General features: G+C 52.8%; 9 protein-coding genes. 8 read left to right on the forward strand and 1 reads right to left on the reverse strand.

What is annotated here, in order from left to right; all coding sequences use genetic code 11:
• The first annotated feature begins 231 nt into the window (after positions 1-231).
• The 4 genes from PAEVO_RS27510 to PAEVO_RS27525 all read left to right on the forward strand — a co-directional run bounded on the left by PAEVO_RS27510 (position 232) and on the right by PAEVO_RS27525 (position 8,129).
• Positions 232-933 carry an ABC transporter ATP-binding protein gene (locus PAEVO_RS27510; RefSeq protein ID WP_100540671.1) on the forward strand — a complete coding sequence of 234 codons (702 nt, stop codon included), beginning with the start codon at positions 232-234 and terminating at the stop codon, positions 931-933.
• A gap of 13 nt (positions 934-946) precedes the next feature.
• Positions 947-4,264 carry an ABC transporter permease gene (locus PAEVO_RS27515; protein WP_243390955.1) on the forward strand — a complete coding sequence of 1,106 codons (3,318 nt, stop codon included), beginning with the start codon at positions 947-949 and terminating at the stop codon, positions 4,262-4,264.
• A 279-nt stretch (positions 4,265-4,543) separates the two neighbouring features.
• On the forward strand, positions 4,544-6,286 hold the full coding sequence (locus PAEVO_RS27520) for an ABC transporter ATP-binding protein (RefSeq protein ID WP_100540673.1): 1,743 nt from the start codon (positions 4,544-4,546) through the stop codon (positions 6,284-6,286).
• On the forward strand, positions 6,267-8,129 hold the full coding sequence (locus PAEVO_RS27525; RefSeq protein WP_100540674.1) for an ABC transporter ATP-binding protein: 1,863 nt from the start codon (positions 6,267-6,269) through the stop codon (positions 8,127-8,129). The genes PAEVO_RS27520 and PAEVO_RS27525 overlap by 20 nt, the downstream gene beginning before the upstream one ends.
• Positions 8,130-8,273: 144 nt before the next feature.
• On the opposite strand, the gene PAEVO_RS27530 is transcribed toward PAEVO_RS27525, so the two are convergent.
• Positions 8,274-9,665: an MFS transporter gene (locus PAEVO_RS27530; RefSeq protein WP_100540675.1), complete on the reverse strand. Its 1,392-nt coding sequence runs from the start codon at positions 9,663-9,665 to the stop codon at positions 8,274-8,276.
• A gap of 118 nt (positions 9,666-9,783) precedes the next feature.
• Between PAEVO_RS27530 and PAEVO_RS27535 the strand changes: the two genes are divergently transcribed.
• The 4 genes from PAEVO_RS27535 to PAEVO_RS27550 all read left to right on the forward strand — a co-directional run bounded on the left by PAEVO_RS27535 (position 9,784) and on the right by PAEVO_RS27550 (position 13,686).
• Positions 9,784-10,695, forward strand: a complete 912-nt coding sequence (locus PAEVO_RS27535; RefSeq protein ID WP_100540676.1) for a LysR family transcriptional regulator — start codon at positions 9,784-9,786, stop codon at positions 10,693-10,695.
• 415 nt (positions 10,696-11,110) lie between these two features.
• The gene (locus PAEVO_RS27540; protein WP_100540677.1) at positions 11,111-11,887 is read left to right on the forward strand and encodes an ABC transporter permease; all 777 of its coding nucleotides are present in this window, start codon (positions 11,111-11,113) and stop codon (positions 11,885-11,887) included.
• Positions 11,884-12,684 carry an ABC transporter permease gene (locus PAEVO_RS27545; protein ID WP_100540678.1) on the forward strand — a complete coding sequence of 267 codons (801 nt, stop codon included), beginning with the start codon at positions 11,884-11,886 and terminating at the stop codon, positions 12,682-12,684. Before PAEVO_RS27540 ends, PAEVO_RS27545 begins: the two co-directional genes overlap by 4 nt.
• A gap of 15 nt (positions 12,685-12,699) precedes the next feature.
• Positions 12,700-13,686 (forward strand): ABC transporter ATP-binding protein, encoded by a 987-nt coding sequence (locus PAEVO_RS27550; RefSeq protein ID WP_100540679.1) that lies wholly within the window; start codon positions 12,700-12,702, stop codon positions 13,684-13,686.
• The last annotated feature ends 22 nt before the right edge of the window (positions 13,687-13,708 follow it).

Genomic DNA, 13,708 nt, shown 5'->3' on the forward strand with positions numbered 1-13,708 from the left:
TCACAGGACGATTTCGTTGAATGAACGTAAGAAAATAAGGAGTCTAACAACGGAGAATGCACAAATGCATGCGAGACATAGCCTCATGGCTACGACAGATGCCGAAGGGTATCCATATAAGCGGTGAACAGCCCTACGGCTATAGCGCAGGATAAGCCGCTTTGGGGCTACAAAAAGATTACAAACCGATTCAAGCCGAAATTGCAACCATGAGTTGGGAGTGGAGTAAACATGGCTTTTGTGAGCATGAAGGATGAATATAAGCGCTACCGGATGGGAGAGACCACCATTGTAGCCAATGATGGAATCAACCTGGAGATCGAACAAGGCGAGTTTGCGATCATTGTCGGTCCTAGCGGCGCAGGCAAATCCACGGTGCTGAATATATTGGGCGGCATGGATACCGCGGATGAGGGACAAGTGCTGGTGGATGGAACGGATATTGCCAGGTTTAACAGCAAGGAGTTGACCGGCTATCGGCGCAATGACGTCGGCTTTGTGTTTCAATTCTATAATCTGGTTCCCAATCTGACGACAAAAGAGAATGTGGAACTGGCTTCGCAGATTTCTCCCCGGGCTTTGGACGCGGAGCAAGTGTTGCGGGATGTCGGCCTGGGTAATCGTCTGAACAATTTTCCTGCACAGCTCTCCGGCGGGGAACAGCAGCGGGTAGCGATTGCCAGGGCGCTCGCCAAGCAGCCGAAGCTGCTTCTCTGCGATGAACCTACGGGTGCGCTTGATTACCATACGGGGAAACAGGTGCTGAAGCTGCTCCAAGACACCTGCCGCCATACCGGAACGACGGTTATCGTCATTACGCATAATTCTGCCCTGACGCCGATGGCGAATCGGGTCATTGAGATCAACAATGCCAAGGTTCGGAATACGGTTTTGAATCCGAACCCCGTTTCTGTGGACAACATCGAGTGGTAGGGAGATACATATCATGAAGAAAAGAGCGTTGTGGACTGATATTTTCCGGGAAATATCGCGGACAAAAGCGCGGTTTCTGTCCATTTTTGCCATCATTATGCTCGGCGTCGGTTTTTTTGCTGGGATCAAAGCCACAGGTCCTGATATGCTGGATACAGCGGATCATTACTATAGCGACTTAAAGCTGATGGATCTTAAGGTTCAGTCCACCTTGGGTCTCGAACAAAGCGATATAGAAAAGCTGAAGCAGGTTGCCGACGTGGATGTGGTCCAGCCCGGCTACAGCTCGGACGTTTTCCTCGGTGACAGCGGCCGGATCGCGAAGATACTCTCCTATGACCCAGGAAATAATCTGAATCAATATGTGCTCACAGAAGGCCGAATGCCGGAAGCCGCGGGTGAAATCGTCATCGACGCGGGAGACCGCGGAAACGAATTTAAACTGGGGGATCAGATTACCTTCACCAATCCGGACCACGGAGTCAACCTCAAGACAACATTTGATCACCTCACATACACGGTCGTGGGGAGGGCGAAGAGCCCGCTGTTCATCAGCAGCATGAGTCGGGGAACGAGCGGCATCGGCAAAGGGACGGCGGATGTGTTCGCCGTTATACCGGAGAAGGATTTTAAACTATCTGTATATACGGAAGCCTACCTGACCTTCCAAGACACCGCTGGATTAGCTCCTTATACGTCTGAGTATGACGAGAAGATCCAACGGCATAAGGAAGCGTTAGAACTGGCACTGGAGACTATGCCGCAGGAGCGGCTGGCTGAGATTCGTGCCGACGGTCAGAAGAAGCTGGATGAGGCCGTGGACAAGATCGAGGATGCCAAGAAACAGCTGGCCGATGCGGAGCAAGAGTTAATGGAAGCGAAGATCAAGCTGAATGAAGGCGAGCAATCCTACCGCGATGGCGTGAATAAACTTCAAACCGAACTGGCACAGGGACAAGCCAAGCTGGATTCCGCGGCAAAAAAACTTGCGCAAGGCAGAGCGGAGCTGAAGCGGAATCAGCAGCAGTTGGAGCAAGGACGGTCCCAGCTTAAGACGGGTCAAAGTCAACTGGATCAACAGAAGTCGGAGCTTGCGCCAAAGCTGGCACAAGGGGAGCAATTGGCGAAGGCGCTGCAGCAAATCTCCGGTTTAGATCCGGAGAGCATACCGGAAGAGCAGAGGCAAGAGCTGCTCTCGGCAGCTCAGGCGGCAGATCCGAAACTAGGAGCAGCCACTGCGGGTTTCATGGAAGGCGCACTGGACGGCACGGCTCTGCAACAGGCTGCTTCTGCGTTCCAAAGCGGTATAAACGAAGCTTCGCTGCAGCTGGATCACGCTCAGCAGAAGCTGGATGCAAGCCGAGCAGAGCTGAAAGAAGGACGGGCCAAGCTTCGGGAAGCCGAGCGTCAGCTTGTGCAGGGGGAAGCTTCGTTGAAGCAAGGAACAGAAGAGCTTGCAACTGCCATACAGGCAGGGGAAGCCAAGCTCGCGGATGCCAAAGCGGAACTTAGCCAAGGGCGGGAGGAATACCAGGAAGGTCTAAAGAAATTTAATGAAGAAAAAGTAAAGGCTGAGCGGGAGATCGCCGATGGCGAGAAGGAAGTGGCAGAGGGACAGAAGGAGCTGGATCAGCTTGAGCTGCCCAAAGTCTACGTCATGGACCGCAGCGTCAATCCAGGGTATACCGAGTACAGCGATAATGCCGACCGCTTATCTTCCATTGCAACGGCATTCCCGGTATTCTTTTTCCTGATCGCCGCCCTCGTCAGCCTGACAACGATGACCCGGATGGTCGAGGAGCAGCGGCTGCAGATCGGAACCTTGAAAGCCCTCGGATACAGCAACCGGGATGTGATGAAAAAATTCCTGGTCTATTCGACGCTGGCCAGTGTTGCGGCTTCAGCAGCCGGGCTGGCTATCGGTTTCACCTTGTTTCCCGCCATTATCTATGATGCTTACGGCGCTTTATATAATCTACCGGATGTGAGAACCCGCTTTTATCTCAGCTACAGCATCATCTCGATTGTTGTGGCTGTGCTCTGTACGACCATGACGGCTTATGTGGCCACGCGGGTGGAGCTTCGAAGCAATGCTTCGGTGCTGATGCGTCCCAGGGCGCCCAAGAACGGATCGCGCATATGGCTGGAGCGGGTTCCTTGGGTGTGGAACCGGCTCGGCTTTATTGGAAAAGTAACCGCCCGCAATCTGTTCCGCTACAAGCAGCGGATGTTTATGACCGTCTGCGGCGTTGCCGGTTGCACGGCCCTGATTCTGACCGGTTTCGGTCTCAAGGATTCCATCGGGGATATCGCGCCGCTGCAATACGGAAAGATTATGCAGCATCAGGCGACGGTTGTATTTCAAGATGATAACGGCGATAGCGGCATGCTGGAGGATTATAACAAGCGCATTGCGGATACGCCGGAGATTACGGGGATTATGAATGTGACCCAAGAGGCGATGACTGCGGCCGCCCCAGGGGTGAACGCCCAGGATGTAAGTTTGTTCGTGCCCCGATCACCGAAGGAGATCGATTCGTTCATCGTCCTGAAATCCCGTGAGCAGGAGCAGAAGCTGTCACTGACGGATGACGGCGCGATCATTACCGAGAAGCTGGCCAAGCTGTTTGATCTCGAGATTGGCAGCACATTCACCGTTCAGAACAGCGACAATGAACCCTTTGAAATGCGCGTAGCCGGGATAACGGAGAACTACGCCATGCACTACGTCTATATGACGCCGGTATATTACGAAGAGATTTTTGATGCAGCGCCGGAAGTGAACAGCCAATTGCTGGCGTATGACCACAACGGTCACGATCCGGAGTGGGAGGACCGGCTTGGAGAATCGTTAACCGCAAGCGAACGAGTGGCGATGGTCAGCTTCACGAGCGGAGTAAGTGATGCCTTCAGTGATACGATGGACAGCATGAACGTCGTGGTCGTTGTCCTGATTATATCTGCTGCGGCACTTGCGTTTGTCGTGCTGTACAATCTGACGAATATTAACGTATCCGAGCGGATACGGGAGCTGTCAACGATCAAGGTGCTTGGCTTCTATGATAAGGAAGTAACCATGTACATTTATCGCGAAAATATGATTCTGACCGTGCTGGGGATCATAGCGGGCTGTTTGGGAGGCGTGTTCCTGCACCGGTTCGTGCTCCTGACCGCGGAAGTGGATGCGATGATGTTCAGTCCCACCATCCATGGAATCAGTTACGGCTATGCGGCACTGCTGACGCTGCTGTTCTCGGCCATTGTCATGACCTCCATGCATTACAAACTGAAGCGGATTGATATGATTGAAGCGCTGAAATCGGTAGAATAGCTATATGTTTCAACGAGAGAGCCCTATTCGAGAGGAAACGATCCTGAAGAGTAGGCTCTCTTTGTCATTTCCGTTGTACAGCTCCCGATACAGGCCAGAAGCTGCGGTTTGGAATGTGATTTCCCGTGATATTTTTAATCAGCCGGTAAGTTCTAGGAGAAAATATATTATAATAGACATATCCAGCTCTTGTACGAACCAATATTGCTACTACATGAAGATCAGTGGGTAATTGATGTTTAGAACATGAAAAAGGTCTTCAGCCTCGGAGGAATGCATATGGGAATGGTCTTCTCGATTTTGAAAAAGTACCGCGTGGCAGCGATTGCGGCACTGGTCATGATGCTGATTGAGCTCACAGTCGAGCTGATTCAGCCGCTGCTTATCTCTAAAATCATTGACGACGGCATTCAGAAACAGGATTTGTCCGTCGTATGGATGTGGGGCGCCGTTTTAACTGGAAGCGCTATTATTGCCTTTATAGCCGGGATATCCAGCTCTTTTTTTGCGGCGCATACGAGTCAGGGACTCGGCTATGATCTGCGTGATCAGCTGTATGAAAAGGTGCAGTCCTTCTCCTATTCGATATTTAACCGGTTTGCTACCTCATCATTGATTACTAGACTTACGGGTGACGTCACCCAGATTCAGGATACGGTGTTCATGGGCTTGCGGTTTATGACGCGCGTTCCGCTAGTCGTGCTAGGAAGCATTATCATGGCATTGGTAGTGAATGTGAAGCTGGGCTTGCTGCTTGTCCTTACCGTGCCGTTATTGTTTATTTTTATCGCTTGGATTATGAAGCGGGCAGCGGATGCATTCCGCCATGTACAGCAGCGATTGGATGCGGTGAACGGTGTCATTCAGGAGAATTTGACCGGGATCCGGTTGATTCGCGTATTCGTTCGCATGGGTCACGAGATTGAGCGCTTTGGCCGTACCTCGGGCAAGCTGATGAGCACCACCGTCTCGACCTTGCGATTAACGGAGACAACGATGCCGTTTATTCTCCTCATCATGAATGCCGGGATCATGGCGGTCCTGTGGTTTGGCCGCAAAGACATCGCGTCCGGCAGTGCCAGCGTCGGCGAAGTGGTTGCCGTAGTCAATTATTCCCTGCGCTGTATTGGTGCCATGTCCGCCCTGTCCTGGGTTGTCGTTGCCTTCTCCCGGGGACGCGCTTCCGCCCAGCGGACGCAGGAGGTGCTAAAGACCGAAGAGGAGGCAGCAAGCGCGGGCAAGGATAAAAATAAAAAGGTTGACATTCAAGGGGGCGTGAAGTTCGAGCAAGTGAGCTTCAGTTACCCGGGCAGCGACATCGACGTGCTGACGGATATTTCCTTTGAAGCGAGGCCCGGAGAGCGGATCGCGATTATGGGAGCGACAGGTTCCGGCAAATCTTCGTTAGTACAGCTGATTCCACGGCTTTACGAGGAAGAGAAGGGGACAGTACGCATAGACGGAATGGATGCCGGATCGATTGATGAGGTGAATCTGCGCAGCAGCATCGGCTATGTGCCTCAGGAAGTGCTGCTCTTCTCCGGTTCGGTCCGTGAGAACATTGCCTGGGGACGCGAGGATGCTTCCATGGAAGAAATTAAAGAAGCGGCGCGCAGAGCCCAAATCCATGATACCATCGAGCATTTGCCTAACGGCTATGACACGATGCTGGGTCAGCGCGGGGTCAACTTATCCGGCGGACAGAAGCAGCGCTTGTCCATTGCAAGAGCGCTCGTGCGAAAGCCCGCCATCCTCATTCTGGACGACAGCACCAGTGCTCTTGACGTCCGAACGGAGGGCGCTCTGCTGGATGCCCTGAAGGATTTGTCCTGCACGACGTTTTTGATCACGCAGAAGATCAGCTCGACCACTTCGGCCGATTTGATTCTGCTGCTGGACGATGGGCGTTTGATTGGAAAAGGGAACCATGATGCTTTGATGGAAAACTCCGCTCTGTATCGACGCATCTATGAATCCCAGTACGGAGAGGAGGCGCAGCAGCATGCTCAAGGCATTCACTGAACCGTTTCGTCACCCAAGACCGAAGCTCGATCTTGACAAGAACAAGGATGGCGGCGGCCGTGGCGGCAAGCCGAAAGCCAAGGCCAAAAACTGGTCGGGCACCCTCTCCAGAATATGGGCTTATCTCGCCCGCCGCAAAGGGAAGCTCGCACTCGTGCTGCTGATGGTGATGATCAGCTCGGGCCTGGCGCTGCTCGGTCCCTATCTGCTCGGCGTCGGGGTGGACAGATTTCTGGATGATGTAAGAAATCCCGACAGCTCCATCGACTCGGCCTGGCTGTACTTTCTGGTTGGACTGGCCGTCGTCTATGTCCTTCAGGCCGTGACCACCTGGCTGCACAACGTCTGGATGATCGGCATCGCGCAAGAGACCGTGTACCGGATGCGGATGGATCTGTTCACGCATCTGCACCGGCTCCCGATTCCGTTCTACGGCAAGCGCCAGCAGGGCGAAATCATGAGCCGCCTGACGAATGATATCGAGAACGTGAGCTCAACGCTGAACAGCTCGGCTATCCAAATCTTCTCGAGCGTGCTGACTTTAATCGGCACGTTAACCGTCATGTTATGGCTTAGTCCGCTGCTTACGCTGCTGACGTTCCTGGTCGTGCCTCTAATGATGATGGGGATGCGCTGGATTACCCGGCGGACCGGTCCTTTGTTCAAAGAGCGGCAACGCAACCTTGGGGATCTGAACGGTTATATTGAAGAAACGCTGTCGGGGCAGCGGATTATTAAGGCTTTTTCCCAGGAGGAACGGGTGGTCCGCGAATTCGATGAGCGCAATCAACGGATTCGTCTGTCAGGCTTCTGGGCGCAGAGCATATCGGGCTTCATTCCGAAGCTGATGAACGGGCTCAATAATTTGAGCTTTGCGATCGTAGCGGGCATTGGCGGCATTATGGCGATCCAGGGACATATTACGATCGGCGTCATCATTATCTTCGAGAGTTATGCACGACAGTTTACGAGGCCGCTGAACGATCTGGCCAACCAGTGGAATACGCTGCTGTCTGCCATTGCGGGTGCGGAACGCGTATTCGAAGTGCTGGATGAAGAGGTTGAAGCGAAGGATGAAGGAGCCGCCGTCACGCTGAACAGCGTGGAGGGTGCGGTGAAGTTCGACAACGTCTCGTTTTCTTATGAGAAAGACGGGGACACGCTGGAAGGAATCAGCTTTGAAGCGAAACCCGGCGAGATGATTGCGCTGGTCGGTCCGACCGGTGCAGGGAAGACCACCTTAATTCAGCTGCTCTCCCGGTTTTACGATCCGGACAGTGGAAGCATTACCCTCGACGGGCGGGATATTTCTTCGATTCGCAGGGAGAGCCTTCGCTCACAGATGGCTTTCGTGCTGCAGGATTCCTTCCTCTTCCAGGGCACGATCCGTGAGAATATCCGCTTCGGACGGCTGGATGCCACCGATGAGGAAGTGGAAGAAGCCGCAAAATTGGCTAATGCCCACTCGTTCATCGTGCGGATGAAGGACGGTTACGACAAGCTGCTCAAGCCTGACGGCAGCGGCATTAGCCAAGGCCAGAAACAGCTGCTTGCGATCGCGAGGGCGATTCTGGCGAACCCTTCCATGCTGGTGCTGGATGAAGCGACAAGCAGCATCGATACCGTAACGGAAATCAAAATCCAGGAAGGATTGCAGCGGTTGATGAAAGGGCGGACGAGCTTCGTCATTGCCCACCGTCTAAACACGATCCGCTCGGCGGATTGCATCCTTGTGCTGAAGGATGGGCGCCTGCTGGAGCAAGGCTCCCATGATGAACTGCTGAAGCAGGGAGGATTCTATAGCGACTTGTATAACAGCCAGCTGAAACGGGCGGCTATGTAACATAACATGTCATTGGAATTGGATTATGCATTAAAATAGAATCAAAACCACCGGAGAGGCTTGAAGAAGCCGATTGTTACTCCGGTGGTTTTTCTATTGATGTTGTTAACATTAGATTTTGTGTGACAACCTGTTGTTTACACCTCACTTCGAGCCTGTTGTTTGAACCTGCAGCTTACGCTGCCCTGCTCTGCCAAATTGCAGCATGAACAGCAGAAGAACTCCACCTTGTAAGGCACACAGGATGATATAAATGTTGCTGTAGGTGGAGGCTCCCTGGAACAAGTTCAGCGGATTCCAGGAGCTGCCGGTGCCGAGATCGACGGCTTTGCCGTATACCCCTGTCGCGATCGCGCCGGACAGGAAGTTAAGGAGAGAGAATAATCCCATGCCGACGCCGGTTTGCTCTTTGGGCAGCGACAAGGAAATCGTTTTGGAGAGTGAGATTTGCATAAACATTTGCCCAACATTGCCGAAGATCAGAAACAGTGCAATGAAGAATGGCGATATGCCCGCGAAGGTGGACAACAGGGCGAAACAGAGCAGAAGCAGGGTAGAAGCCATATAGAATAGATAACGGGTTCCCTTGGTATCCGCAAGCTTGCCGCCTCTACCGCCAAGCATGGCCGTAACGACGGCTCCCGGCACCATAACAAATCCGATCCATCCCGGAGCTAAACCGTTAATATCCGCCAACAGCTGCGGAGTCAGAAAGGGCAAGGCGTAACCGACACTCACGATGAATATGCCGAGCACAAGTCCGACCGAGTAGCTTTTGTTGCTGAATATACGAGGCTGAACAAAAGGTTCTTTAGCCGATCGAATGCGCAGGAGGAATAATAGGAACAGTATGAAGCTGCCTAAGCCATATATCCAGCCTCCCTGCGTCACCGCAAGGAGCAGCAGCGCGACCGTCCCTGCCAGAAGACCGCCGCCGAGCCAATCGATCCGTCCGCCCTGGCCTTGCTCATTGCCCAAATATTTACGGTACAGAGGCAAGGTGACGAGGATCAACAGCGGGATGCAGAAGAGCCATCTCCAGTGGAACACGCTGACGATCAAAGCCGAGACCACCGGTCCAATGGCGCTTCCGATAGCGAGTCCGGTTGCGGTTATGCCGAGCGCGCGGCCCCGGCTTTCCGCAGGGAAGTAACGGACCGGAATGATCATGGCAGTTGCCGGAATGACGGCAGCCCCCGCAGCCTGGAGGATCCGGCCCAGCAGGACCATCCAGTAGGTTTGTGCCGATAACCCTGTAATGGAACCGACAAAGAAGAGAAGCAAACCGAAAGTGAGCAGATTTTTGAGCTTATAGGTGTCAGCCAATTTTCCATATATGACAGAGCCTATGGCATATATCAGCATGTAGACCGAAGATACCCAACTGACCTGGGCAAAGGAAAGCTGGAATTGCTTGCTGATTTCCGGAAGCACGATATTAAACATCGTTGCGCTCATTGATGAGAGAATCATCGTAAAAGCCAGAATGCGTATTAATTTTTCAGCCGATGGCGGTTGTTGCTGATGTTCGTTCATGATATTTCCCCCTTTCCTTTGGTTACGATTTATTCTACAATCGATAGTTAATAAATAAAAATATATATTATGACATGCATTCATATACTTTAGGTTATCAATAAAGGAGGAAGTTACCGTGGAACTGCTTCAGCTGCATTATTTTCAGACGGTGGCCAGAATGGAGCACATGACCAAAGCTGCAAAGGAGCTTCGAATCGCTCAGCCTGCGCTCAGCAAGACGATTGCCCGGCTGGAGGAAGATTTGGGCGTCCAGCTGTTTGATCGGCAGAATCGGCAAATCAAACTCAATTCATTCGGGAAAGCTTTTTTGAAAAGCGTAGATACGGCATTATCGGCCATTGAGGAAGGCAAGAGAGAGGTGTCGGATCTGGCAGGGATGGAGCGGGGGAGCATTCGCGTTGCAACGACGGCGTTAAGCCGGTTGTCCAAGGCGCTGGGTGCCTTCCGCACACGGTATCCTGATGTGAATTTCCGCATTGTCCAGATTGCGCCCGACTCGATGATGGAGATGGTTCAAATGTTGGAAAACGGTGAGGTCGATCTATGCTTTACCGCAGCGGCATTGGACGAAGACAACATTCAGGAGATCCCGGTTCTCCAGGCCGAGGTGTTCCTGGCGGTGCCTCACGAACATCCATTGGCGGGACGGACCAGCATATCCCTTCAAGAAGTGGCGGGAGAAGCGTTCATCGAATACAAAGCAGGCCATCCTTTTCGAAAAATGAACGAGGAGTTCTGCCGATTGGCGGGAATTAACCGTGACGTCGTCTGTGAAGTGGATGAACCGGCAGCTTTGGGGAGTCTCGTATCGGCCGGACTTGGAGCCGCATTTGTACCCGGGTGCAAAGGGGACGAAAAGCCGCCCTACGCGATGGTGCGCATCGAGAAGCCTTCCTGTTACCGCACCTTTACCGTAGCTTGGCTGGAGCGGCGATATTTGTCCAGGGCCGCGAAGGAATTCCAGTCCTTCCTGATAGAGTATTTCGGCGAGTTTCAGGAGCCGATGAAGCATAGGGACGTGATCTGACAAGTCACGTCTTTTTCCTGTCCGGGCCCATCCCCTTTTACATAAGCCGAGCTTCCCATACATACAGATTTACGATAATCCCTTCACGCAGAAACTGATGACCTACAAGCTGAAGCCGGGATAGGTGCTTTCGAAGAGCCGGTTTCACTGGATTTTGACGCTGAGCAACAAAGTCATGATGATGCCTGAGAATTTCATTTCGCGACAACGAAGTCTTCAAACCCCTAGGCGGTTTGTTTCGAAACCGGAAAGGTGGAGAAGACTTCTTTTTGTATGCCGGCTGGCCGCACGATTTACCTTCCGAAAAAATCCTTGCCTGAAATGGAACGTTCTGGTATGCTATTGTCCTTCTCTCATTTTCGCCTTGTCTGAAGTGGATGGGTCCGCCATCTAAAATGCTTATCGGAGGTGCTTCATGCTTTATTTCACACTGGCTTCCAAAGCCTATGCCCGCAATTTGCAGTACCGCGGCGCCCACATGGTGCACAATATCGCCAGCGCGATGTTCGGCTTCATGTATGCCTGTATCTGGATCGGTCTCGGTGCAGACTACGCGCTCGGAGAATACGGAACGCAGGGAATGGTCGGTTATATCGCCTTTACGCAAGCTGCGCTCTGGGTTTCCAGTTTCGTCACGAATGGCCTCGGCATTCCCCAAGCCGTGCGAACCGGCCATATCTCTCTGGATTTGATGCGTCCCGTTCACTTGTTCAGTCATTTGATGGCCAAGGAATGGGGGCAAATCGCCTACCAATTCGTTTACAAATCGATCCCGATCTACTTGGTGTATTACTTTGCCTTCTCGCTGAATGTACCCGGAAAAGCATCTACCTTCCTCTATGTTGCCATGGCGCTCGCAGGTGCCGCCTATTTATCGATCTGCATCAACTATCTCATCGGCGCATCCGCATTATGGACAACGGAATCGTCTTGGTTGTATTGGGGCAACCACGCGATGATCAATCTTCTTGCCGGCTTCTTTATTCCGATAGAATGGCTGCCGGGTTGGCTTCAGACGATGGCTTGGTGGTCGCCGTATCCTTATCTGCTCTATGTGCCGACCCGAATCTATCTGGGTTTTGATGACATTTCCTATCTATGGGGCACACTCCTATGGTGCGTGCTGCTCACGCTGGCCAGCCTGCTGGCTACAGGCTTCCTAAGACGGAAAGTGGAGGTGCAGGGAGGATGACCACAAGATCCTGGCTATCTCTGTACGCGCTGCTGATCCGAACCAGCATCAAAAGCCGCATGCAGTACAAATTCAATTTCATATTGGCTTCGTTCCTCGCCGCATTGATTCAAATTTCCGAATTTCTGATGGTTGCTATCGTGCTCTACAAGTTTGGGGCCATACAGGGATGGTCCATGCATGAAATCGGGTATTTGTTTGCCGTTATGACCTTATCGAAGACGCTCTACCGGACGTTTGCGGATGAAGTGCATCATCTTGAACACTACTTGGTTAACGGTGAGCTTGATCAGCTGCTGACCCGTCCCATGCCGGTACTGCTGGCACTCATGCCGCAGAAATTCCGGATTATGCTGGGGGAAGTGCTGCAGGGCGGTTTTCTGCTCGGGTGGTCGCTGCATGGCATGATGGCGGCAGGTCAGGTGGGATGGAGCGCGATACCGCAATCGCTGTACATTATCGTCACGGGGGCGGTCATCCTGTTCTCGATCGGCCTCGCGACGGCAACGTTCGGTTTTTGGACGACCCGGATCACCGAGCTTCAAAACATTACGGAGGACGCGGCCCGGACGGCAGCCCAGTACCCGCTCACGCTCTATCCCAAATGGATGTCATCGATCCTGCTGATCGTGGTCCCGGTCGGTTTAGTCAATTACATCCCGTCATTATACATACTGCGGGGCGAGCTCGGAGCCTGGGTGCTGCCTGCATTGGCTGGAGCGGCTCTGTTATGCCTTTTCTTAAGTCTGAAATTCTGGCAATTTGGTTTAACCAAGTATCAAAGTACAGGGAGCTAAAGGAGGAACGCGTCAATGATTGAAGTCCACAACATTCGCAAGGAGTTCAAAACGCCGGTTGTGAAGGAGGGGCGCTTCTCCGGGCTGCGAACCCTGTTTACGCGAGAATACCGGACGAAGGAAGCCGTGAAGGGAATCAGCTTTCAAGTGGGGCAGGGGGAATTTGTCGGTTACATCGGACCGAACGGGGCGGGCAAATCCACCACCATCAAAATGCTGACCGGCATTCTCCACCCGACCTCGGGTCACGTATCGATCGGAGGCATGAATCCGCACAAGGAACGGCGCAGCGTCGTGAACAACCTGGGCGTCGTTTTCGGTCAACGGAGCCAGCTGTGGTGGGATTTGCCGGTGAAGGATTCCTACGATATTTTGGCTAAAATGTACTGTGTGGATCAGGCGGACAAGGAGCGCAGACTCGAACAGTTTGCCGAGTTGCTGGATTTACAGGCGTTCTGGGAAACGCCTGTGCGCAAGCTGTCGCTCGGACAGCGCATGCGCGCCGACCTCGCGGCCGCGATGCTGCATGACCCGGACGTGCTGTTCCTGGATGAGCCGACGATCGGCCTGGACGTGAACGCCAAACGGAACATCCGTCATTTTCTCAAGCTAATCAATGAGCAATTCGGCAAGACCATACTGCTCACGACGCATGACATGGATGATATCGAACAGCTGTGCAACCGCGTGATGGTCATTAACAACGGCGAGCTGTCTTATGATGGAACGGTAAAGTCTTTACGGGACACCATTGGGCTGCCCACCGTAATTACGGTCACTTTCCGCGGTCCTTTTGTCATTCCCGATCAATCTTTACGCGAAGACGGTCTTTCCGTCCCGATCCGGGTGACAAGCGCGCTGGACAACACCGTCACTATAGAGGTGAACCGCCGCGAGATGAACACGCTTGATATTTTTAAAGAGCTGGGCCGCTGGGGCGAGCTGGATGATATCGATATGGAAGATCCCGATTTTGAGGATGTGATTCATAAGGTCTATTGAACACAGTCAAAAGTGAGTTTCG

Source organism: Paenibacillus sp. GM2FR, assembly GCF_002803325.1.
In the GTDB taxonomy this organism is placed as follows: Bacteria; Bacillota; Bacilli; order Paenibacillales; family Paenibacillaceae; genus Paenibacillus_AQ; species Paenibacillus_AQ lautus.